General features: G+C 35.1%; 23 protein-coding genes. All 23 read right to left on the reverse strand.

Annotation, left to right across the window (positions count from 1 at the left end; translation table 11 throughout):
• Positions 1-11: 11 nt before the first annotated feature.
• The 23 genes from EHR07_RS18185 to hisF are packed head-to-tail and all read right to left on the reverse strand — an operon-like array spanning position 12 to position 23,290.
• A complete protein-coding gene (locus tag EHR07_RS18185; RefSeq protein ID WP_135746456.1) occupies positions 12-1,499 on the reverse strand; it encodes a glycosyltransferase family 28 protein in 1,488 nt (495 codons plus the stop codon).
• A gap of 9 nt (positions 1,500-1,508) precedes the next feature.
• Positions 1,509-2,204, reverse strand: a complete 696-nt coding sequence (locus EHR07_RS18190; RefSeq protein ID WP_167483392.1) for an SDR family oxidoreductase — start codon at positions 2,202-2,204, stop codon at positions 1,509-1,511.
• Positions 2,205-2,212: 8 nt separating this feature from the next.
• Positions 2,213-3,388 (reverse strand): radical SAM/SPASM domain-containing protein, encoded by a 1,176-nt coding sequence (locus EHR07_RS18195; protein WP_135746458.1) that lies wholly within the window; start codon positions 3,386-3,388, stop codon positions 2,213-2,215.
• Between the two features lie 5 nt (positions 3,389-3,393).
• Positions 3,394-4,128, reverse strand: a complete 735-nt coding sequence (locus EHR07_RS18200; RefSeq protein WP_135746459.1) for an acylneuraminate cytidylyltransferase family protein — start codon at positions 4,126-4,128, stop codon at positions 3,394-3,396.
• Complete coding sequence (locus tag EHR07_RS18205; protein ID WP_135746460.1) at positions 4,125-4,763, reverse strand: HAD family hydrolase; 639 nt, start codon at positions 4,761-4,763, stop codon at positions 4,125-4,127. Before EHR07_RS18205 ends, EHR07_RS18200 begins: the two co-directional genes overlap by 4 nt.
• Positions 4,764-5,603 (reverse strand): FkbM family methyltransferase, encoded by an 840-nt coding sequence (locus EHR07_RS18210; protein WP_135746461.1) that lies wholly within the window; start codon positions 5,601-5,603, stop codon positions 4,764-4,766.
• 10 nt (positions 5,604-5,613) lie between these two features.
• Positions 5,614-6,486 (reverse strand): NAD-dependent epimerase/dehydratase family protein, encoded by an 873-nt coding sequence (locus EHR07_RS18215; protein ID WP_135746462.1) that lies wholly within the window; start codon positions 6,484-6,486, stop codon positions 5,614-5,616.
• Positions 6,487-7,182 (reverse strand): 6-phosphogluconolactonase, encoded by a 696-nt coding sequence (gene pgl / locus EHR07_RS18220; protein ID WP_238778007.1) that lies wholly within the window; start codon positions 7,180-7,182, stop codon positions 6,487-6,489. It abuts the gene before it with no gap.
• Positions 7,163-8,386 carry a hypothetical protein gene (locus EHR07_RS18225; RefSeq protein ID WP_135746463.1) on the reverse strand — a complete coding sequence of 408 codons (1,224 nt, stop codon included), beginning with the start codon at positions 8,384-8,386 and terminating at the stop codon, positions 7,163-7,165. Before EHR07_RS18225 ends, pgl begins: the two co-directional genes overlap by 20 nt.
• Positions 8,387-8,395: 9 nt before the next feature.
• Positions 8,396-9,565, reverse strand: coding sequence for a DegT/DnrJ/EryC1/StrS family aminotransferase (locus EHR07_RS18230; protein ID WP_167483393.1), 1,170 nt, complete (start codon positions 9,563-9,565; stop codon positions 8,396-8,398).
• A 10-nt stretch (positions 9,566-9,575) separates the two neighbouring features.
• Positions 9,576-11,057 (reverse strand): GMC oxidoreductase, encoded by a 1,482-nt coding sequence (locus tag EHR07_RS18235; RefSeq protein ID WP_167483394.1) that lies wholly within the window; start codon positions 11,055-11,057, stop codon positions 9,576-9,578.
• Positions 11,058-11,073: 16 nt separating this feature from the next.
• A complete protein-coding gene (locus EHR07_RS18240) occupies positions 11,074-12,114 on the reverse strand; it encodes a nucleotidyltransferase family protein (RefSeq protein ID WP_135746466.1) in 1,041 nt (346 codons plus the stop codon).
• A 13-nt stretch (positions 12,115-12,127) separates the two neighbouring features.
• Positions 12,128-12,793, reverse strand: coding sequence for a PIG-L deacetylase family protein (locus EHR07_RS18245; protein ID WP_135746467.1), 666 nt, complete (start codon positions 12,791-12,793; stop codon positions 12,128-12,130).
• Positions 12,790-13,677 (reverse strand): methionyl-tRNA formyltransferase, encoded by an 888-nt coding sequence (locus tag EHR07_RS18250; protein ID WP_135746468.1) that lies wholly within the window; start codon positions 13,675-13,677, stop codon positions 12,790-12,792. The genes EHR07_RS18245 and EHR07_RS18250 overlap by 4 nt, the downstream gene beginning before the upstream one ends.
• On the reverse strand, positions 13,674-14,852 hold the full coding sequence (gene neuC, locus EHR07_RS18255) for a UDP-N-acetylglucosamine 2-epimerase (protein ID WP_135746469.1): 1,179 nt from the start codon (positions 14,850-14,852) through the stop codon (positions 13,674-13,676). The genes EHR07_RS18250 and neuC overlap by 4 nt, the downstream gene beginning before the upstream one ends.
• Before the next feature lie 51 nt (positions 14,853-14,903).
• A complete protein-coding gene (neuB, locus tag EHR07_RS18260; RefSeq protein WP_135746470.1) occupies positions 14,904-15,911 on the reverse strand; it encodes an N-acetylneuraminate synthase in 1,008 nt (335 codons plus the stop codon).
• Positions 15,908-16,486, reverse strand: a complete 579-nt coding sequence (locus EHR07_RS18265) for a NeuD/PglB/VioB family sugar acetyltransferase (protein ID WP_135746471.1) — start codon at positions 16,484-16,486, stop codon at positions 15,908-15,910. The genes neuB and EHR07_RS18265 overlap by 4 nt, the downstream gene beginning before the upstream one ends.
• The gene (locus EHR07_RS18270) at positions 16,468-17,622 is read right to left on the reverse strand and encodes a LegC family aminotransferase (RefSeq protein WP_135746472.1); all 1,155 of its coding nucleotides are present in this window, start codon (positions 17,620-17,622) and stop codon (positions 16,468-16,470) included. The genes EHR07_RS18265 and EHR07_RS18270 overlap by 19 nt, the downstream gene beginning before the upstream one ends.
• Positions 17,619-18,614 carry an NAD-dependent epimerase/dehydratase family protein gene (locus tag EHR07_RS18275; protein WP_135746473.1) on the reverse strand — a complete coding sequence of 332 codons (996 nt, stop codon included), beginning with the start codon at positions 18,612-18,614 and terminating at the stop codon, positions 17,619-17,621. The genes EHR07_RS18270 and EHR07_RS18275 overlap by 4 nt, the downstream gene beginning before the upstream one ends.
• Positions 18,611-19,312: an acylneuraminate cytidylyltransferase family protein gene (locus EHR07_RS18280; protein WP_135746474.1), complete on the reverse strand. Its 702-nt coding sequence runs from the start codon at positions 19,310-19,312 to the stop codon at positions 18,611-18,613. Before EHR07_RS18280 ends, EHR07_RS18275 begins: the two co-directional genes overlap by 4 nt.
• Positions 19,313-19,319: 7 nt before the next feature.
• On the reverse strand, positions 19,320-21,164 hold the full coding sequence (locus EHR07_RS18285; protein ID WP_135746475.1) for a hypothetical protein: 1,845 nt from the start codon (positions 21,162-21,164) through the stop codon (positions 19,320-19,322).
• Positions 21,165-22,427 carry an N-acetyl sugar amidotransferase gene (locus EHR07_RS18290; protein WP_135746476.1) on the reverse strand — a complete coding sequence of 421 codons (1,263 nt, stop codon included), beginning with the start codon at positions 22,425-22,427 and terminating at the stop codon, positions 21,165-21,167.
• Positions 22,424-23,290, reverse strand: a complete 867-nt coding sequence (gene hisF / locus EHR07_RS18295; protein ID WP_135746477.1) for an imidazole glycerol phosphate synthase subunit HisF — start codon at positions 23,288-23,290, stop codon at positions 22,424-22,426. Before hisF ends, EHR07_RS18290 begins: the two co-directional genes overlap by 4 nt.

Genomic DNA, 23,290 nt, shown 5'->3' on the forward strand with positions numbered 1-23,290 from the left:
TTATTAAAAATTCAACTTAACTCAAATGCTTCTAAAATTCTTTCTTCGGTAGGTTCAGTAAACAATTCGCTTCTGACTCTTTGAATCATGTTTAATCTTAAAGGATCGTTAGTCCTTACTTTACTAGCCAACACTTCCTCAACAATTAAAAAGCTATTTTTATCAAATGCAACATCCCATAAGACACCTTTACAAAAATCTGGAAGATAATTATATTCCGTTCCGCCATTTTCAGATACTATAATGGCTGGAATTCCGCAAGCAATAGCCTCAATTAGTGAGCCAGAGGCTGCTCCAACAACTATACTCACGTTATTAAAAAGTGAATAAATATCTTCAAGTGCAAGACTGTAATCAAAATTGATCAAATCTTTCAATTGAGACTCTGAAGCAGAAGGGTGCAACTTTACCAGATGGACACCCGATTGATTCAATGAATTAATTAGCTTTATTATCGATTGATTAGCATTATCAAAGTAAGATAATAAAATTAACCTAGCCGTAGTTAAATTCCTGTGAACTACAGTTTCAAACAATTTTTTATATCTTAATGAAGGTCCAACTGCATTTCCAGAGCCACTCTTTTCTAAATAGAATTCGCCATTAACCAAAATCTTTCCTGGCTTATGTAACTCCAACTCATTAGGATCAATATATGCGTTAAAAAGCTCTTGTGGATATAAAAAAAGCTGACAACCAAAAATTCTGATATTTTTAGTACTAGAATTCAAAGCGCGGTTGAGACATTTCTCATACGGCTGATTCTCAAACCATTGAACTATCCGATCACCTTCTCTGAAGATTTTAGCCAATTTCTCTGCATAAAGGTAACGAACAGCGCCATAAAAATTAGAGCCATTCATATCTAACCAAAAATAATACTTTAAAAAACCATTGCCTGGATGTGTTTGAATTATTTTAAAATAAAACTCCAACATTTTAACTGGATAAACAATTAAATAAATTATCAATCTAAAGTAATCTTGATAATCCAAAAGCTGAAATTCTGTTATAATTGTAGCCTTACTTTTTTTAAAAACTCGAAAAAGCTGATAAATTTCCTTTAGGCTATGTGAGCCATAAAGTCTCGGCAGAATAATACAATTATAATTCTTAACGTTTAAAAACTCAACTAAACCGGGAAAGTAACTTTCAACAAGCCCCTTCCCCTCCAAAGCGTTCTTTACCAACAAATATGAATCTAAATAAATAGTCTCTTTTCTTGCTATTTTTGTTTTGGAACCAAAAATCTTATAAATCAATTTTGAGAATATATAAAACAGAAATAAAAAACTAACCTTAAACGTATAACGACAAAGCTGGCTAAATATTAACCAAACATTAACCCTGGAACCATTCTGAAATTTAATTACAGCCTCATAGGCACCGACTTTTGAAAAAAAATGACTGGTTGAATAATACCAAGACTCACTGGAATATGAAATAACTTTACTTAGCTGATCAAAATACCTCTTTAAATGAGACGGAAGCTTTTCCAATTGCAAAATTCATTCACCTCCGCTAATAGCAATATCCTGTCCTGTGATAAAATCACCTTTCTCCGAACACAAATACAAAACGAATCCAGCTATGTCCTCAGGTCTGCCTAGTCTTTTTACAGGGATCAATTGAGTGCGAGCAGAAAGATCTTTGTTCTTATGTATCTTGGTATCTACTACTCCAACCCTGATATTATTGCATAAAACATTCGATTCGGCTCCAAATTTAGCATAAGACCTTGTAACAGATTCCAATGCACTCTTTGATGCGCTATAATAAGTAGAGTTAATCGATCCACTATATTTTACTCCTATACTACTTAGCGAAATAATTCGACCGAACTTATTTTCTAACATCAGGGGAAATATTTTTTGCATTAGATAGATATGCGAGAAGAGGTTTACCTGAAATAAATTTTCGATTTTCTCCGAGCTACATACAAGGAAGTTTTGCCCTTCTATAGTTCCTGCTGCATTCACAAGATAATCAACTTTCGATTCTTTTTTCAAAACATATTCAACAAGACTATCAATTTCTTCGAACTTTAAAAAATCTGATTTAATTTGAAATAGATTTGGATTTTCTAAATTGATTGGGTTTGAATTATATTGAGAGTAAACTTTAGTCCCCTCTTCAATAAATTTTTTAACAATCGCAACTCCAATATCAGAACTCCCTCCCGTAATTATTGCAACTTTACCCATTTTTAAATTTATACTACCGCGCATCCTTTACATGGATTAACTATTTGCCTATTTCCCGATTTATGAGCAGCCCGTAAACCTTCGTATCTTTCCATTCTCCATAATTCCGAAATGGAATTTTCTGGAAATTTTCCCATTTGCAAAGTAGACCTGTAATCACTGTCACATGGATTGGTTAAGCCATCTTGCCAGATAAACATTCTACGAAACAAATCGGAACAAACTTTCGTTTGACCGTTAGGTTTTGCCTCATAAATATTTTCCCAAGGATTGTAGTTAACAAATGCTACTTGGTCTACAAGGTTCCCCCAAACTTTCTCCATAGAATCCATATCCTGTTTCTCAGTTACTTTTACACCTGATACACGAGTTATGATAGGAACGGAAGAATATTCCTTTTGCCTTATATTCTGAAACATTTCTATATTTTTCAGAACCTTATCTAATTTCCCATTGACTCGTAACTGACTGTATAATGGCTCCTCTGCTGCGTCAGCAGAAAATACTACCGTTTTTACACCTCCCGCAAGAAGGGCATGAACCTTGGATTCTGTTAACAATGATGCATTGGTATTCACTTTTAAGTTTAAAAATTTACCTTTTGCATATACCAACATCCCTTCGATTTCTTTTGCGAGTAGCGGTTCTCCTCTCGAAGCAAGTGAAAGAAATTCAATATTATTTGTAGCTTGGTCAACAATCTCTTTAAAAAGTTCCAAACTCATTTGACCCATGCCAGGGGTTGTTTTTTTAAAGAAATTTGTATCTGTTTGATAACAGAACACACAACGATAATTGCAAATGGAAGATGGTTCAATTTGCAAATATGGAGGATACTCGTCTAACTTCTCTAACTGTGGAAAAACATCGTATCTATATCTATGATAAAAGAAACGAAGAAGTTCTTCATCGTTATATGTATACATCTCCTCTGCAATAAAAGGAGTGATTTTAAATAAAACCTCTTCTGAAGTAGATGTTAAATCTGCTAATACTTGCGTTAAGGTTTCTTTAAAATTTTCTTTTTGGTGAATAGGATGAGTGGTTACAAGAGCTCCCACAGACCATTCCTTTAAAACACGAACGGCTCTGCCCTTTTGGTATTCTATGATTCCAGTTTTATGGCTTTTAAAATCCTGAAAACTGTGATGTTTCTTGTAAACTTTTGGATCAATCTCTTTCATACTAGTTACCTAAACTCACCGTATTTTTTTAACCACCACTCGACCACTGGGATTTGCCATTCATAGTCAACATCACAGCCGGCTTCTTGATAAAGAGGCAAAATTTTCTGTCCCATCCATTTTTGTGGAAGCATTCCCTCTTCCAAATGAAGTAAGTTATTCGGACGAACAATGGATACTCCCATATCGGCAAATAAAACATCACCTTGTGAATCCCGATCGCAATTTAAAGTTTTAGGATCCCCAAACGTTTCAAAAGGGACAAAGGGCTTAAGAAAACCATCGGTATCTTTTTTTCGCGCTCGAAGCGGTGACCACATATTGTATTTGGATACAGTTACAGCAGAATCTGCGTCTTTATTTTCTCTTAGTTGTTTGATTCCATTGGAAATCGTATCAGAAGTTACAGTCGCTGCATTACAAAAAAGTAATACCACTAATTCGATTGTCTCTCCAGGATTTCTTTCCTGAATCACGGAAAAACCATGTTGATACGCATGTTCACCTAAAGCTTCTTTGGTTGCAAGATGAGGAGGACGATCAATTACCTCAACACCTTCTGCGATTGCCAAATTCTTTAGTTCAGGGTCATCTGTAGAAAGATAAACTTTGTCAATCTCTCTTGTCCGTTTTGCAATATTCATTGGATACCAGGCCAATGGTTTTCCCATAATGGGGAATGTATTTTTGCCAGGAAAACCAATACTACCTTTTCTTCCAAGAAGGAGTGCTACTATCATATGAAACCTATAAAATCCTTTATTTTATTTCCCGAGTATTGACTAAAAAAATCACTATTATCCGTTTCCCGAAGGAGAAACTGAATCCCTGTCTCTTCTGCAGCAAACCAGTCTGTTTTGCTATCGCCGATCAAAAGGGAATCTTCCATTTTGATATTGTAGTTTTGTAATGCCCACTTTATGGCTTTTGATTTTTGTGTTGGTGCTCCAAAAATACGATCAAAAATAGAATTTATTTTCAATTGCACTAAAATTTCTTCGATCTCTGTTTGTGGTGTGCCCGTAACAATGACAAACTTTTGCTGATTCTGTTTTTGTTTTAACATTTGTTCTACGCCTGGAACCCAGGGAGAAGAAATTACCTTTTGGACCACTAAGTTGGCAAACTGATCTAGATACTCGCTGACCACCTGGTTTGTAGGTTTTATACCAACCCAATCCAAATAAATCGGAATTTTCTCCAACCGAGAGATCCCTCCGTATTCTAAATGATGGGATTTAATTTTCTCTAAAATGTTTTTGGGTGCCTCATGAAACAAGGCAAGATATGCATCTGTTTTTACATCAACAGAATCTTTAATGACTCCATCAAAATCCCAAAAGATAAGTTTAAAATGTCTTAATGAATTTAAAATCTATCTAACCCAAATCTGGTTGTATGTATTCTTAAACGTACCATTATCGAACATTTCAGAATGACGTTTTTGTTTAAACTTCAATCCAGCAGAAGTAAGGATTTTTTCACAATTATGTCTTTGCTCAGTAAAATCTTCGTTTATTTCGATGCTTAAACTTTTTACTTTTTTTAAACTATTTTTTGCACCAGCTAGAATCAATTGTTCAATTCCATCTACATCCATTTTTATGTAATCAGGAGCTGGAATTTTTAGTAACTTGATTACCTCATCGATAGATAACCCTACCAGTTGGTATTCAAACGTTTTCTTTAATGTTTTTCCATCGTGACCGTATTCTTTACCAAATGTAGAAAGTGCCCCACCCCAATCGGTATTTGTCATATTTAATTTACTTATCGATAACTTGTCAGATAACGGAATCGGTAAAACAACTATCTTATCAGACAAACCATTATTAAAGATATTTCTTGATAATAACTCGAGGTTAAAGACAGAAGGTTCAAAAGCAAAAACTCTACAATTTCGTGCCTTTGCTGCGTAACAGGAATAGAGACCCACATTAGCGCCGATATCCCAAAGTACGGATCCTTTTGTTAAACCATCAATCCATTCTAATGTCTCTGGTTCTTTAGTAGAAAAAGTAAGTGCACGAAATCGATTCAGCGAGTTTGGAACAACAAATTGCAAATCGCATTCATTATGCTTAACACGGATAATATCTTGCCAAGAATTTTGGATAATACTATCAATAAACTCATGACCAAGTCTAAACGGGCTTAACAATTTATAGATTGAATTAAAGACTTTTCTTATATATTCTAATATAATTCGTTTCACTTTTTACCTTTTATCTATTTGTAATAAACTTTACTTCATCAATCAGCTGGAGTAACCCTTGACCAAGATCCACATGCATGGGAGGAATATATTTTCTCCCTAACTTTGGTTGGTATGCATAAGGAGTTCTCACATAATGCCCCACTTGGTCACCCTCTAAAAACTCAACTGAATCGGGCCTTCCGAGGATTTCTGCGAGCATCTTGAGTAACTCAATGACTCTCATAGGTTCTTGCCCTGTTAAAACAACACTTTGGTTTTTAAACTCATCCCCCATTGCGACAACACTTGCTCTAGCAGCATCCTCAACATGGATGTATTCTCTTAAACTGTCAGCACTTCCTTCATAAGTAATCCGGCCCGTTTCCAAAGCAGATTTTACAATGCGATAAAGTCCATTCGATTCATCGGACCTCGGTCCGTACAAGGAGCCATATCTTAGAATGGTAAAATCCAATCCAAAACATTTCTGATATTCTTCAATGTAACTTTCTGATGCTTGTTTACTACACCTATAGAATCCACCTTCACGGCTATATACATAGACAGTGCTTGCGTATATGAAACGTTTCACATTATGTTTCTTGCAAGCTTCCAGAATGTAAGTATTCCCGAGAACATTGATACGAATTGTATCCACTGGCTTGTCCAGTGCTTGGTTTAAATCTGCAAGTGCTGCAAAATTATAAACGACATCAAACCCAGAGACAATTTCGGAAACGATCTTTTCATCTAAAAGATCGCCAGAAACAAACTTCTGATCAGAGCGTAGCCAAGTCGACTTAACTAAATCAAAAATAGTAACCTCATGACCGGCATCGCTCAAAGCATCTGCCACATGTGATCCGAGAAAACCTGACCCACCAAATACTAATACCTTCATTTAATATATACAGTAGAAAACTTTAGTGCTATAGCGACCCTGCACTTTAGTTGCAGGGCAAACATAGCCAGCCTTAATTTTCTGAATGATTTCCTTTTTGCCATTTCCTGAAACTAAAAATAATACATGATTTGATTGATTGATTTTATTTAAGGATAAACTAATTCTTTCCTTAGGAAACTTTGGAGAATTATATATTGGTAATACATCGGCAGATGAAGAATTTTGCCCAAGATCATTTTCAGGAAACAAACTAGCTGTATGACCATCTTCCCCAATTCCAAGAATTGCTAAATCAAACTTCTCGTTAGCGACCAACTGCCGATTATACTCACTTGCCATTTGAGTTGGATTTCCAGTGCCAGGAGAGTGAAATTTAGCTTGGCAGAGAATTGGATCACCTAAAGATTTTTTTATCATGGTCTCTGATCTTTCAGAATCCTGTAAATCAACACATCTTTCATCAGCAAGCCAAATATGAAAGTTTGACCAATTTAGATTCAACCTTTGAAAATTGCGATAGATAGGTAATGGTGTATTTCCACCGGAAAGCAATATATGAAACTTCGCATCACTTTCCTGGTTTGCAGAAAAGGGAGGATTTAAAATTCGGGAAATTTCTAATAAAATTTGACGTTCCCAGTCTAAAGAAGAAAATTCTTTAAATTCAATGCTTTCATTCATTTCTAAATTCATCGGCTAAGATAACCCAAGAATATTCCATTCTTGAATCATTTCTTTTGATAAACGCATTCCTGTATTCCAGGTATTTACTTCGGTCTATTTTTTCATCAAGTAAGTTTAGACTATCATAATCAGTATTAAAATCAATTTCAGTTGGATTCTTTCCGTGCAGATTTGCAAACGTAGCTACCATGTTTTTATAAAAATATCTCATGGTTGATGTATAAAAAAATACAGCCTCCTTTTCAAAGAGATTTATGAAATTAATGCTTGTACTAGAATGAATCAGTGCAAATTGACAGTTTTCAATTAAGTCCAAAGTCCGATCTTTAATGATAGTGAATGATTTAAAATGTGTCTTCGTTTCATATTCCGACCTTGGATGGGCAGCAATCACCACCTTCGCATTGTATTTTTTCTCAAGATAAAAAAAGAAACTCTCTAACCTTGGATAATAAGTCTCTTTTTTATCTGCATGCGGTATTTTAAAAAAATCATTATCTGGATGATAAGGAGTATATTCATCCAAAAAAACAATATAGTTGTTAAATTTACTTTGTTCTACTAGGTTTCCATAAATATCAAAAAAGGAATGCGAAATGCGATTTGTTTGTTTGGATTGCAAAAATAAATCAAAATCTAAACCGTGAGTCCAAATTACTCTCGCAGAATCTAGTGTTTTCTTTGATAAATGTTCAATCGATCGACTTCCACCGGCAATCACATACGTCGGTGACAAGGGTGTTTTCCCATTCACTACTTCTAAGGATTTCTTTAAAGTTCGTCCAATAGATTTCAAAACCGATAATAAACCTTCTTCAACTAGTTTCTGCTTAATTCTGATGTATTTACTATCATTTACTACTTCCTTTGGTGTTGGAATCCGATTTGTACAATACAAAGCATAGTCAATGCATTGTTTATTAAATAATTTCAATAATTCTAAATAGTAGCCCGTTAATAGAATTACCAAAAATCTTTTACTTCTTTTTTGTAACTCATTCTCTAATTCTTTAATTGTTGAGAAGTATGTGATATACTCTTTTTGGTTCCCCTGTATTGAGGCTACGTATTTTTGTTTATGAAATATATCTTCTAACTGAAAAACCTCAACTTGAAATCCCTGTTGACTTAGTTCCTTAATCCCAAAACGTTTTTCATCTCTGTCTGTAAATGGAGTTTCTACAAAAAAAATAATGGATTCATATTTGGGCATCTGTCTTCGTTAATTCACTTTTTTTAAAATTGATACCAATTTCTCTGCATTCGATGTTATGGTATTTTTATCCATCTTTACAAGAATTGGTATGGCAACACTTCTGCTTAACTCTCTTTCAGAGGGTTCCATAGTATCTATTAATTCCTTCTTTGACATCCCCAGCTCAACTAACATATGATCCCAATAACGGGCAAAATGCCATTCAATCGCATCAGGAACATTTTTTGTTCCCAATCCTTGTTGATTCATTTCTGTTACTACCCATTTTGCCTTTTCTGTGGTATCCAATTGAAAGATCAAACAATCACATAGCGGTTGGGATTTATATGGAATTCTTCGAAAAGAAATATTAGGAAGATCCTTTAAAGCTTCAAAGTAAATATTATAGTTTTCAATGTTTTTTGAAACAATGAAATCCAGTTTCTTCAATTGAGCTAAGCCAATGGCAGCCTGTAGTTCACTCATCCGATAATTGAAGCCACGAATTCTATGTGTATCTCTTCCTCTCGGAAATTTTGTATTGTATTCATGGCCATGATCATGATATTCTCTAGCGAGTTTGTAAACCTCTTCATCATTAGTAGTTACCATCCCACCTTCACCAGTGATAATAACTTTTCCTGCATCAAAACTCCAAGCACAAGCTAGCGAATCTGTTCCTAAGTATTTACCGTTCCATCTTGCACCGAGCGACTCACAATTATCTTCGATAATTGCGAGATTAAATTCAGTGGCAATTTCCTGGATCTTATCCATTTCACATGCCACACCTAACATGTGTACAGGAACAATTGCCTTTGTTCTCGGGGTAATGGCCTTTTTTAACTCGATTGGATCTAAGTTTAAAGTATCATTAACATTCACTAAAATCGGCTTTGCACCCAAATCTATTATCGCTTCAACAGTTGCAATAAAAGTGAAAGCTTGAGTGATGACTTCATCTCCAGGCCTAACACCCGCAGCAAAAAGAGCTACTTTGATTGCGGCTGTACCGGAAGACACAGCTTGTGCATACTTTACTCCAATTTTATCCGCGAAAGCTTTTTCAAACTCACGAACACGGTATCTTCCATTTCGAATCGCATCAAAGCCATGCGCAAATAATATGCCACCATCATCAAAAAGCTGATTGATCTCTTCTCGTTCTTCTTTTCCGACTAATTCAAATCCAGGCACTTTTGATTCCCTAACCTTGCTTATTTATAAATTTCTTTGCAAACATGTCTGCAAGTAATACGACGGAGGAATGAATATTACTTGCAACAAATCGATCAAATACGCTCGCATCACAAACATATAAACCTTTACAGTTTTTTAATTCAAAGTCCGAAGTAATCGAATTTTGTAATCCACCAATCAAGTGGTGGCCACTATACATTGTGTCCTGAATGTATTTGTCTGGATCTTTCTCCATCAAATCTAGTTGATCAATTTCTTTCACATGATCCCTTATCGGTGGTGATTTTAAAAGCTCTATACAATACTTAATGGCAAGTTTCAAGAGAGTTATATCGGCTTCCGTAGATAAAAACTTTGGATCCACTTTCAATTCACCATTGTTATATGAAACATATCCTTTCGATAATGGATGTATAGCATTGATCGAGATTGAAAAACTTGGCTCAGAGGTGTTAAATACAGAGCCCTTACTTCCGTGCCTTCCCGATTCGGAAAATTGAAGGATTTGAATCCTCGTATCAATTTCACCGTCTTTATCAAGGTCTAGGTAAGCCGCAGAGGTCGCACCTGTTCCTCTCATCACAGTTGGTATTCCTAAAAAATGTTTGATTCCCAAAAACATTTTTTTCCAAAAACTAGCATATACCTCGTTTAGGGAATTCAGTGGATGATTGGCAAAAACATTTACTCTTAAGTTTGTATGGTCTTGGATCTCTTTGCCTATATGTAGATCTTTGATATGAGAGTTTGGATCTAACTGTTGTTGTAATAATAAAGAACAGCTACCCATAACACCGGCGGAAAGAACCACAAAATCCGAATCATAAGTGGAACGATTCGTTTTTACTCCTTTGGCATTTCCTTTCTCATCAAAAAGAATCCTTTCGACTTTTTCATTCAAAACAGTCTTAAACTTCTTTTTACTCAATACTGATAGAACCGAAGTTCTAAAGAATGTGCGAACTGTATTAAAAATCGGGCCACATGCTTCCTTCTCAGAGACACTCATGTTATCGAGTGGAATACCCCGAATTTTGAGAGTCTCTAAAAATGAATTGTCTATATAGTTCAGTGGAGCTTTTTTAATGGTAATTTTATTTTTCACTACTTTGTTTTCAGAATAAAGTAGTTCGTGACTCTCATTTAAATCAGACACTTCAAATTCGAATCGCTTAAGTATTGGTATCCATTTGGATAAAAAACCAAAAACATGTACTGCCCCGTTCATCACAGAGGCTCCACCTAACAAATTTGATTGATAAAATGGAATTTTACGTCCATTGGCTAAATCAAACTCTGTCTTATGAATATACTCCGAATTTTTCCTTCTAAATAAAATACCAATCATTAATGGAACACGATAAAGCCATGGATATGCTTTATACTCACTTTTATCAATGACTGTTACCGCAAATTTCTCCTGAAGTCGATTTGCAATAACAATACCTGCGGTTCCTCCGCCAATAATGATAACTTTTTTCTTATTCATATAATCCTTACTAATTCTACTGAAAAACTTGATCAGCTGATTCATAATCATCTGGTCTACCAATATCGATCCAAGATTCATGCATCGGATAAACTATTGTTTTCTTTTTGGTTGCTTTTATCTTACTAAAGAGAGTTGGCATATCTGTATATTCATCCTGATTTAAATAACTAAATATCTCAGGATTAAGAGCATAGATTCCCGCATTGACATGAGTTTTATAGATTGGCTTTTCTTCGAAGTCGATGATATCAACACCTTTGGTATGAACTACACCAAAAGGATGTTGCCATTCATGCATACGAACTGCCATTGTTGCCACTGCTTGATGATCATGGTGAAATTCTAATAAATCACTATATCGAATATGGGTTAATACATCCCCATTGGAAACTAAAAATGGATGCTCAATTCTTTCACGAATGAGGCTCAAAGCACCTGCTGTCCCTAAAGGTTTATCCTCGTTTAAATATTGAATTTCCACATCCCATTTTTTCCCATCTTGAAAGTACTCTTCAATCATATGTCCGAGATAATGAACAGAAATAATAAATCTTTGAAAGCCGTCAGCCTTTGCCCTTTCAATGATATGTTCCAAGATTGGTTTCCCAGCTACCGGCAATAAAGGTTTCGGACAATTTTCTGTATAAGGACGAAGTCTGACACCTTTCCCTCCTGCCATAATCACAAACACATTCTCTCTTTTTTCAGGAAGGAGAATCTCATCTAACACATGTAAACCTAATACTTTCCGATTTTCATCAACAATGGGAATTTGATGAATTTTATTGGCTTTCATAAGTTGCAAAACCAATTCTCGGCTCATGGAAGGAGTAACTACAAAAGAATTTGGGTTTAAGATACCCTGAACAGGGGTATTCATATCCATTCCTTTCAAGAGTCCCCTGCGAATGTCACCATCGGTGATGGTTCCAAGTAAACAATTTCCTTCATCAACAACCAATACAACCTGTAGTGCTGTTAATTCAAGATTTTGTATCGCTTTTTCTATGGAATCACTTGATCGAAGTAGTGCTTTATGCCATTGGTTGGACATTTATTTATTACTCTTACTCGTAAGATTTAAGAATCCGGAACGCTTCAGCATACATTGTGCCTCTCTGTGATCCTCGCAAGATTGCTAATGCTTTCACAGAATCTAAACTTCTAGGAAAAGGATGCTCTCCCAATTCACCTTCATACTCTTTTAAAATCTCCACTTTTCTTTCGAAAAAATCAGAAATATCTACATATAAATTTGCAGCGATAGAATCAATTTCACCAAAATTTGTTTCTGATAATATCTCCATCTCAAGGATAGATTTTATATTTAAGTTTCTAAATTTTTTGGTAACAGAAATCCCTATCTGATGAGTGATCTTATGATCCGTATGCGGATCCTGAGCCGATGGTAATAGAACAATCTCTGGCTGATGTTTTTTAACGATATCCAATACTGGACTTATTAATTCAGAAAATGAGTATTTATCAAGCCCGGTCGGCTCCAAACCTAAGTTATACACATAGTCAAATGGATACATTCGTGATACGTTTTGAATTTCCGCTTCACGCCGATTGATTTGGTCTTTGGTCCAACCAAACTCCTCTTTCATATGAGTCATTATTAGCCAAATAAGATCATATCCAGCTTTTTTCTTCGATAATAAAAACCCACCTGCACCTAACGTTTCATCGTCGGGATGAGGTGTAAAAACTATAATTGATTTTTTATTCAAAGATAATCACCTACTTGTATTGTCTCTGGCAATTCATGATTTTCAAGTAATATCGCGTCTGTTGATAAACCACATTTTACTAAAATAGAAGATTCAGAAATTTTTAAAACTTTCCCTGGTTCAAAGTTAGTATAAGGAGTTTCTGCTATCTTTGTTTGCCAAACAGGATACTCCTCACCCTTATAAAGGATTAAAGCACCGGGGTACGGTTTAGTTAATGCTCTGACTAAATTATAAATACTTTCTCCGGACATTCTAAAATCAATAACCCCATCAACTTTGGAACGTTTTCTCCAGGAATTTGCCAGACTATGGTCTTGTTTTTTTGCAATTAATTGGTTATTTATAAGTAGATTCGTAAATTCAATCACCTGTGTCCGAGACTCCTGAATTAACTTCTCATATAGTGTGCTTGCAGTATCTTCTTTTTCTATCATTATCTTTTTCTGAGAGACTATATCTCCATCATCGGCACCCTCACCCATAAAGAAGAATGTTGAGGCTGTCTCTGTCAGTCCTAATATTAATGCCCAGATAACGGGATGCCTTCCTCTATTTTGTGGAAGAGAAGCTGGATGATATCCAACAACCCCTTTCTTTGGGATTTGAATGAAATCATTTCCAAGTAAACTATTCCAACCAAAACAATAAACGATATCCGGTTTCAGTTCCCTTACCCATTCAAGAATAGGTAATTCATTTACATTTTTCGTTTTAATAAAAGGTATATTGTACTGCTTTGCAATGATAGAAGTATCATAATAATCAGAATTGAACCCTGTATCGTCCTTGGAAATAACTCCCACAACATTATATTTATTTTCGACTAACAATTCTAAGATGTTTTTTGAATAAATAACACAACCTATAAAAAGAATTCTCACAGCTGATACCTAACATCAAAAAATGGTTTTTTAACATCCAAGTTGTCGAAATTTAATTCCTTTAGATATTCGAATATTTTTTCCGAAGCACCACCTTCTCCATATGGATTAATTGTATTTTTCAAACTTTCTTGAAATTCGTTACTATACAATTTTTCCAAAGCTGACCGAATCGATGTATAATCACAATCTGATTGAATTACGCTTGTCGCCATAATTCTCCCTCTTTGACGATCACCAAGGTTGATAGTTCCCTTTTTAAAACTTGGCACTTCCAATAAACCGCTAGAAGAATTTCCAATGACTCCATCAACAAAGTTCAGAACTGATAAATACCGTTGGATACCAAGTGAAGTATGGGCAATCGCATAATCTGGATACGCTCTCACAAAATCATCGATCAGTTGATTGATGATTCGACCATTGGTATCGGAGTTAGCCTTTGTAAAAATAAGCCCATTCCCCTCTCCAACATACTCCTTTAGCACTTCCAAAAGCTCTTTGAATTGAACCTCCGATGTATCATTTTCCAATGTGGTAGGATGAAAGGTAACCATCAAATTTTTATCTTTGAATTGGAACTTAAGAGAATTTTCCAACTCTTGAAGTGAGAATAATTTTGTGTTTTGTATTATATCGACACCTAAACCACCGCATACTTTTACCCGCTCTGGACTTTCACCTAGCTGAATGACTCGTTTACGATATTCCTCATTCGCCACAAAATGCAAATAAGACATTTTCGTCACTGAATGACGAATTGCCTCATCAATCAAACCTTCTGTTCTTTCGCCACCGTGTATATGCGCAATAGGAATCCTTGTTACCATTGCAGCTATAGCACATGCCAAGGTTTCATATCTATCTCCCACTAGAAATACCAGGTCTGGATTCATCTGCTCTAGTGCTTCTGTTATAGATATTAAAGCTAGACCTATAGACTTTCCAATGGCTACAGAAGAATCAGAGCTTAATAAAATTTCAACTTTTCTATCGATTTGAAAACCATCACCTTCAATTTCCTTATAGGTAAGTCCAAATTCCGGGGATAAATGCATACCTGTTACAATGATTTGTATTTCAAAATTCGGCGCATCATAAACTAATTTCATTAATCTTTTGAGTAAGCCGTACTCTGCTCTAGTTCCAGTGATAAAGCAAATTTTTTTATTCATTGCAGATGACTCTTTAAATTGAAAAATTTAAAATGGGAAAAAATCTTTAGTTTAGATCTCAATCAATTCATCTTCTAAAAAGTCTTTGAACGCTGTTTTTCCCATTACCTCATCCCACCTCATTGGAGAAATTCCATTTCCAGGTCTTTTGGTTGTTACATTTTGTTCAGTAAAAATTTCACCTTTCCGAATGTTCTCTTTAGCAATGAGTGATTTACGTGCAATTGTCATATTTCTTATTTCGGATGGAAAAGGTTTTTTCACACCGTCACCTAACGCTAGCTCAATATTTCTGATACCGCTAACCAATGCATTCAATTCATTTGGTTCTAAACTTGCCTTGTGGTCTGGACCTGGCAAATTTCGATCGAGGGTAAAATGTTTTTCTATCATATTTGCCCCAAGAGCCACTGCTGCTAAAGATATCTCTATTCCAACCGTATGATCTGAATAACCAACCTTAACTCCAAATGCGTTTTGAATCGCAAACATCGCCCGCAAATTGACCTCATTCATTGGAGCAGGATACTCTGTAGTGCAATGTAAGACAGTTATGTTTTCTCTTTGAGTTCCGGCATTTTCTAAAACCGATAGAGCAGCTTCTATTTCACCGAGATTAGACATTCCTGTAGAAAGGATCACTTCCCCGTTAAGTGAGCCGATTTTTTTCAAATAAGGATAATTTGTAATTTCGCCACTAGGAATTTTCCAAAGTTTGATTCCTAGTTGGATGAGTAAATCTATGCTAGGTAAATCAAACGCAGTAGATAAAAATTGAATCTTATTTTGTTTACAAACTTGAATTAAATGTTGGTGCATCTCAAAATTCAACTCTAGTTTCTTTAACATAGAGATTTGTGAACCATCTTCTTTCATGTTTGCCTTTTGGTATTCCGCTCTGCCTGCAAGTTTCGAAGAAATCGAATTTGACTGGAAGGTTTGAAATTTTACAAAATCGGCACCCGCTTTTGCGGCCACTTGAATGAGTTCTTCGGCAATTTTAAGATCACCATTGTGATTTACGCCAGCTTCTGCTATAATTATTGTTTTTTGTTTCATTTGACTAATTGGTTTGCTTTTATAAAAGTTCCATCTGGGATTTTCGAACCTTGCACAATGACGGCACCACTTCCGATAAAGACGTTCTCTCCGATTTCCACATTACCATTAACAATGGCCCCAGTGGCAATATGAGAAAACTTACCTATATGAACTTCATGTTCAATGAGTGCATGATCATTGATAATACAAAAATCTCCTATCATAGCATCTGCTTGGATCGTTGCCTGGTGCATAACTGTGATTCCTTGACCTAACTTTGAATAGGAGGAAACGATAGCACTGGGAGAGATAATATTAGGGAGTTCTGCGCCCAATGCCATTAATTCATTGGCTATTTTTTTCCTAACTATGTTTGATTGGATTTGTCCCACTGTTATATGGAAGTTTTTGCATTTTTTAGATAATTCACTTAAATCGGAATCTTTTCCCAATACTTTCACATCCAAAACCAATTGACCAACTGGTAAATTGGAATCAACAATTCCTAAAATTTCAAACTTACCCTCTTTTCGAATGACATCAATCACTGATTTGCAGTGACCGCCTCCTCCGATTAGTATGATTCCTTCCATTTCACTCCACTGGGAATATTCACTAAGCGATCTGCAATGTGATTCGTATTTTTTAACGAATCAGAAAAACAGTTTTGGTACATGGGTAATGTGTTCAGTGGATTCCAGGAGGGACGTGTCATAACCTTTGCCCCATTGGTTTCAGCTAGGAACTTGTCTCTATCTGATTTTGATTGAAATTCAATTGTATTTAACCAGTAGTTCGAAACAGAATTTTTTAATTCTTTTTTGAAAGTTACCATTGTATTTTCAAAAAACTGAATATACTTTAAAGAAAGTTCTCTTTTCTCTTTTAAAAAATCATCTAACTGCTCCAACTGTGCACATGCAAGTGCAGCATTTAGATTGGGCATCCTATAATTGAATCCCAATTCATCATGAGAATATTCCCAAGGATGTGGAACTTTTGCAGTTGTGGTAATATGTTTTAATCTTTTTCCTAAACTTTCGTCATCAGTAACCACAGCGCCACCACCACCACAAGTTACGGTTTTATTGCCATTAAAACTGAAAACACCTAAACGACCAAAAGATCCAGTATGTTTACCATTCACATAACTTCCCAGAGATTCTGCTGAGTCTTCCACAACATCTAATCGGAACTTTTCTGCTATTTTACAAATTTCTTCGATCCTACCAGGATTTCCAAATGTGTGCATAGGAACAATGGCCTTGATTCGTTTTCCTGTTCGTTTGTTTGTTACAATTTGGTCTTTAAATTCGCATTCAGATTCTAAAAAAGCTAACAAAGCCACTGGTGAAAGGCTCATGGAATCTAAATCAACATCAAGAAAAACAGGATCTGCTCCTGTATACCTGATGGCATTAGCCGTTGCCACAAAACTCAAAGCTTGGGTAATGACCTCATCACCTGAACTGACTCCTAGACTATGAAGTGCAATGTGAAGTGCGGCTGTTCCATTTACTGTTGCAATGGCATATTTCGCACCAGTGATCGATTTCATCATCACTTCAAACTGGTCTACATAAGCACCAACGGAAGAAACAAAGGTGGACTTAATGGTTTCAGTCACATAATTGATTTCATTCCCACGAAATACAGGCGCATGGAGGGGAATGAATTCATCAGCTGAATTGTAATGAACTCTAACTAGATCTAAAAACGATTTTATCATGGATAGTTTATTGTATAATTCCCATGAAAGTTGATATCTTGTTCTAAATTTTTAAAAAGGTTCAATTGAAACGCTTCAATTAATTCTTTTACACCATCTTCCACTGTGTATTTAGGTTCAAAACCGAGAACTGACTTCACTTTTGAAAAATTAACTTTATAATTACGCGGATCACTTCCATGTTCTTTAAAACTAACTTTTGAATTGGGAAGATACTTTAAGATAATATCCAAAATTCCTTGTTTTGTAAAATTATTGATTTCGCCACCTGCATTAAAAACTTCTTTATGAGTTTTTTCTTTAGGGGATTTCAAAACGATGTCAATTAATCTTGCGAAATCTTTTACGTGGCAATATGGTCTCCATGTATGAGCATCGTATACAAGTAATTCTTTTCCTAAAATTAAATCCTTAGTAAACTCACTAACGGTAAGATCAAATCTCATCCTTGGAGATAATCCAAAGGCAGTTGCAAATCGCAAAACGACAGTAGAAAAATCAAAATTATTTTTTTCACTCAATAGTTCTTTCTCAGCGGCAACTTTCGCTTTTGCATATAAAGAAAGCGGAGAAAGTTCAAAGTTTTCATCTGCAAGCTCATCGTTTTGAATCAGTCCATAATTAGAACAAGTTGAAATGAAAATAAGTCTTTCAATTCCCTTTCCATTCATAATTTGGAAAAGATTCATTATCCCATCATCATTTATTTTTTTAGATAAATCGGGATATTTTTTGGTAATTGGATCACCAACTAATCCGGCTAGTAATACAACAGAATCAACACCAACTAATGCTTGCTTCACTGCATCTTCATCACAGAGGTCACCACAAATAAATTTGTAGTTTTCATTCAAAATGTAAGGAAGTACAGTTCGTTGGTTATCATACAAAAATCCGTCAAAACAAGTAACCTTATAGCCATTTCTAAGCAAAAAATCAGTAATCACTGATCCAACGTACCCTGCTCCACCAATTAACAGTATATTTTTCATAGTTTTAGTTTCCTTTCTAAAATGCTTTCGGCAATTTTCATATCTTCTAATTCATCAATATCTATCGAATAACGTAGCTCTGATTCAAACAGTTTGGTTTTTCCTTCCACTACAAAAGCTTTATTGTTTTTTAAAAAATCAACGGAAGCTAAGTAAAAAGAACCATCCAGAAAGTAATAATTTCCTGTATAACCCTGTCTTCCCGTAACTTTTCCACTAGGTTTCTCTAAAAAAGACCAGGAATCCTCACCTGCCTTAATACATTCAAATGGATGTTCTCGCATTAAAGTCACACTAACAAGACTCTCCATTTTTTTTTCTTTGAACCTAAGGATAGCACTTTGCACTTCTGATAAAATTCGAATGGGTGACGTAGGTTGTAATAGTAAGACAGAATCAATTTGCACCTCATTCGATTTCTGAAACCACTCTAAAGCATGCATCACCGCATCAATCGTAGCGGAGGAATCACTTGCTAATTCCTTTGGCCTAAGATAATCGTCGTTCAAACCTAAGGATCTTCCATAAGCTTTAATATCGCTATCATCCGTTGATAAAAACGGAATGACATTTTTATCTAATTTTTTTGCCAAATCAATGGTATAAAAAAGTAATGGATTCCCTGCTATTGGGTATAAGTTCTTTCCTGGTATCCCCTTGGATCCACCTCTTGCTGGTATAAAAGCTAAAATATTCATAGTTTGGCTAATTTATAGATTTGATAGCTGAATGAACCCGCTCTTTCACTTTACCATCAGATAAGTCACCGTAAAGTTTTGTGGATACTTCCTTTATCTCAAGTTCTAGATCCAAGTCTCCGTTTAACAAAAGTTTAAACCGCTCTTTAAAACTATCAAAGTTTTTACAAATAACTCGCGATCCGAAATAATCAAAGGTATCACCAATAATCGACTTAATGTTATGAGAATAGTCATGAACTAATGCAGGTTTTCCAATAGAAATCGCTTCATCCAAAAGCGAAGTGTGTTTCCCTATGATTATATCTGAATTCTGCACTAAATAGTAACTATAAAATGAGATTCCATATTCGTGGGATATTTGGATATTAGGAAATTCCTTTAACCTATATTTCAATTTTGAAAAATATGGTAACTCCAACCAATCTATCATTTTATATCTTAAAGTAAAAAGCGAATCCTTAAATTCACCTGCAAGTTCCATAATCTCATTTAAAAAATGCTCCTGGGCTTGCCAGTTCAAAAGAGGGTTAACTTGGCTTTCTACCCAAGTCATGTCGCTATGATAACCTAACACCAGAACTCTTTTATTATAAACACCTACAGAATCTTCATTCGTAATCTTGGGAAATTTTCTAAAAAACTCATCTGTTCTGTATTGCCCAACCGGTAAAGAGTTTGTGAACCAATAATTCCTTGATTGTTCCATAACCAATCGACTCTCGTTAGAGGATACGAGATAATGGTCTAAAACAACAGTCGCTGACTTATAATATGTATAAACAAACCTCTCTTGTACTCCGATCGTAAGAACACCATACGACTCAAAAGCCAAAATTAATGATTTTGGACAAACTATATCATAATCAATATAAGCTCTTTTCAGTTGTTTAAAATGGGAGAGATCTTTTCTATGCGCGTGAAATTTTAAACTAAGAATCAATATTCGAATCTTTAAAGGAAGAGAAGATAATTCTATTGATAGAAAATTTAGTGCGAATACCAACTTAAGACTAATGGAAACCACATCTTTTAAACTTAATTTCTTCGCAGGTGTCAGCTGAAACCAAGGTAGTTCTTCCGAAGGTGAATTACATCCAGAATAGTCAAAATGAACTAAATTTTTTGGCTCAAAAAAGGAATCTGTTCCACTATAGTATAAACTCTTTTCATACAAACTCCCATATTTTAAACCAGAATGAGTCACATAAGCATGTTCATATTTTCCCCAGTCAAAATGAGGTTCCGAACGTAATTTTTCTTGTAACTTTGGTTTAAATGAAACCAAACTTCGAACTTTTAAAAAGATACGAACGACAACTTTAAAAACTAAACGAAAAAAATCGAGAATACCTGGAATTGGTATCACTAGCCTTAAACAGTTATCAGGAAGTTTAGGAATCGACAGATCATCAACAGAGAAACTAATAAAAATGATTTTTCTATCGGGAAAGTTTTCATGCCAAAAAATCAACTTACTACCTAAAGAAGTAAGCTTTAATGCAACAAAATCCAAGAGATATATACATACCTTTTCATCTAGATTTTTTACACCAGGAAATAAATTTCCCAACTTATCAAATTGAAAGTGTTTTATTTTTTTATCTAACCAGGTCCAGGAGTATCCTTTGGGGTCACTATCTGCATCTGCGAAAGTTGAAATCGTTTTTAAATCTGCAACCGGTAAGGGATTTATTCCAACGTTTCTCAGAAAAATTGCAAAGGTTTCTCTTTTTCCACTAGTAAGTTTTACATAGTAAACCTTTTGAAAAAAAACTCTGATTAGTATTGCAAAGAAAGAACTAACATAGGTCAGTTCCGAAAAAATAATATCGTATGAGAAATGGAACAATTACTGATAGTATCCTTTTCCAATAAGAATGTATTTTTCATCTTGAAAATCTGTTCTTTTATTAGGAGTATGCCGGAACTTACATTCGTTTTCAACGAGAGCCAATCTAACCTGATCTACTTCAGATTTTCTCCTATTTTCATTTTGAAATGGATCTGGATTCTTTAGTTCCCATTCCCAATTTTCATTCCTAAACCATATTTTAGGACTTCGGTGTTGGTCTAAAATGAATTTGAAACCATTTTTAGTCATTCCAATCCAATTTAAAAATTGATTCAGATTTTTAGGTTCTTTTATTGAGTATTCTTTTATTAACTTAATTCCGTCTTCCCTGCTTAGCCTGCGAAGTCGTATTTCACGACAAACATGGTCTGTCACCTTTCCATATCCATGTTTGATAAACTTTATATAATCGTGAACATCAGAATAATTAAAACAATCAACATCATTGTACGTATCAAAGGTTCGTGTTTGTTCACCAGTTTCATAATCATAAAGCTCAATCATTTTCTCATGTTGCGCTTTGCTGTCCCAGCGGATATAGTTGTTTAGATAAATTCCACGAACCCCGATTCGCTCAATTTCTTTATCATGTGGATATCGAAACTGAACAATATCTGATTCTTCAATTCCATCAAATTCATCAATTAGATCTTCCGCTTCGAAACCCATTAGATCATGTTCTTTTCGGTATTTTCGAGTCATCTCGACTTCATTAAGATGAGAAAACATCCCCACTTGATCGATACCTTGGTGGGCACCCCAAATGATCAGTGGGATTTTAAATTTTACTGCGACCTGCACTGGATAAACAGTTTGGCCCGCAATACAATGCCAATAGATACTTCCCATTTTTCGAAGTGTGCCACGAGTAATCTTTTTTACCGTCTCTGGACTTACAGTAAGTGTCATGATATCAAGGTTAAATTTGATTCGAAGATTGGCTAAGTTGCGAATTCCCAGATCCGTATTGTAGTGTTTGTTGTATGTAACTAATAAAGGATTAAGACCTAGTACATTTTTTACAGTGTGTACGATAAAATAAGAATCCCTTGCCCCGCTAACCGGAACAATACAATCATAGTTATTTCCAGATTGGTTACGGTAATTCTCTGTTATCTGCTTTAATTTTTGAAATCTCGCATTCCAATCGAGTAAGTCTTTTTCTTCATGGATTCGGCACCCACTGCAGACTCCCTCTTCATCAAATGTAATGTTGAGTGGATGAAGCTCCGAATATAAACAACGACTGCAAATCTTCATATAGTCTCTTTTTCAATTCGGAGAAAAAGCATTTCCTCCAAAATCTTATCATCTTTTTTAGTGAGTCTCATATCAGAATCAAATGTATTCTCTGAATAATTTGCATGAGTTTCTAAACGAATATTTTCATTTTTGTAAACAATAGATTTTGAAACATTAACGCTGTGCTCGGTAAAATGAAAAAAGTTAGCAGCAGCTGCAGCAGAAACATTTGTTTTTGAAAAAACTTGAACCATATCTGCTGCATTTCTCGCACCACCGCAACAAATTACCGGTATATGGACTGAATTTGTAACCGACTGAATCAAATCTAAATCATAACCTAGATAAGTTCCATCTCGATCCACTGAGTTTATAAAAATTTCACCAGCACCATAGTCTGCAAGTTTCTTTGCGTAATCAGTAGGATCCATTCCAGTGGCTTGTTTTTTTGTGTAATCGTAAACCTTATAGCCATTTGAAGTTTTAAGGACATCAACTGATGCCACTACGCATTGATTTCCATAAGCTAAGGCAACTTCCTTAACGAAGGAAATCTCACTCCAAGCAATCTGATTCAAGGAAACTTTATCGGCACCAGCACTCATCAACTCATGAACTTGATCCATTCGCCTGATCCCACCGCCAACAGTAAGTGGAACATAACATTTTTTTGCTGCCCTCCGGATCATTTCGTAATTCGGCAGTTTTTGATTCTTTGTTGCTGAAATATCGAGATAAACGATTTCGTCAATACCCCATGAGGTTAGAAATTCTAATGTTATCTCTGGTTTGCCTATAGGCAAATATTTACGAAAGCCGATACTCTGTACTACGATATCGTCCTTCACGATGACTACTGCTATGATTCGTTTTTTAAGCAT

The organism is Leptospira bandrabouensis, assembly GCF_004770905.1.
In the GTDB taxonomy this organism is placed as follows: Bacteria; Spirochaetota; Leptospiria; order Leptospirales; family Leptospiraceae; genus Leptospira_A; species Leptospira_A bandrabouensis.

Excerpts from the sequence above, each read along its gene's own strand:
- EHR07_RS18235 (WP_167483394.1), bottom strand. The coding sequence starts at position 11,057 with ATGAATAAGAAAAAAGTTATCATTATTGGCGGAGGAACCGCAGGTATT.
- EHR07_RS18290 (WP_135746476.1), bottom strand. The coding sequence starts at position 22,427 with ATGAAGATTTGCAGTCGTTGTTTATATTCGGAGCTTCATCCACTCAAC.
- EHR07_RS18200 (WP_135746459.1), bottom strand. The coding sequence starts at position 4,128 with ATGATAGTAGCACTCCTTCTTGGAAGAAAAGGTAGTATTGGTTTTCCT.
- neuB (WP_135746470.1), bottom strand. The coding sequence starts at position 15,911 with ATGAAACAAAAAACAATAATTATAGCAGAAGCTGGCGTAAATCACAAT.
- hisF (WP_135746477.1), bottom strand. The coding sequence starts at position 23,290 with ATGCTTAAAAAACGAATCATAGCAGTAGTCATCGTGAAGGACGATATC.
- EHR07_RS18265 (WP_135746471.1), bottom strand. The coding sequence starts at position 16,486 with ATGGAAGGAATCATACTAATCGGAGGAGGCGGTCACTGCAAATCAGTG.
- EHR07_RS18275 (WP_135746473.1), bottom strand. The coding sequence starts at position 18,614 with ATGAAAAATATACTGTTAATTGGTGGAGCAGGGTACGTTGGATCAGTG.
- EHR07_RS18195 (WP_135746458.1), bottom strand. The coding sequence starts at position 3,388 with ATGAAAGAGATTGATCCAAAAGTTTACAAGAAACATCACAGTTTTCAG.
- pgl (WP_238778007.1), bottom strand. The coding sequence starts at position 7,182 with ATGAATTTAGAAATGAATGAAAGCATTGAATTTAAAGAATTTTCTTCT.
- EHR07_RS18190 (WP_167483392.1), bottom strand. The coding sequence starts at position 2,204 with ATGGGTAAAGTTGCAATAATTACGGGAGGGAGTTCTGATATTGGAGTT.
- neuC (WP_135746469.1), bottom strand. The coding sequence starts at position 14,852 with ATGAATAAAAAAATTTGCTTTATCACTGGAACTAGAGCAGAGTACGGC.
- EHR07_RS18270 (WP_135746472.1), bottom strand. The coding sequence starts at position 17,622 with ATGATAAAATCGTTTTTAGATCTAGTTAGAGTTCATTACAATTCAGCT.
- EHR07_RS18215 (WP_135746462.1), bottom strand. The coding sequence starts at position 6,486 with ATGAAGGTATTAGTATTTGGTGGGTCAGGTTTTCTCGGATCACATGTG.
- EHR07_RS18225 (WP_135746463.1), bottom strand. The coding sequence starts at position 8,386 with ATGCCCAAATATGAATCCATTATTTTTTTTGTAGAAACTCCATTTACA.
- EHR07_RS18240 (WP_135746466.1), bottom strand. The coding sequence starts at position 12,114 with ATGTCCAACCAATGGCATAAAGCACTACTTCGATCAAGTGATTCCATA.
- EHR07_RS18280 (WP_135746474.1), bottom strand. The coding sequence starts at position 19,312 with ATGAATATTTTAGCTTTTATACCAGCAAGAGGTGGATCCAAGGGGATA.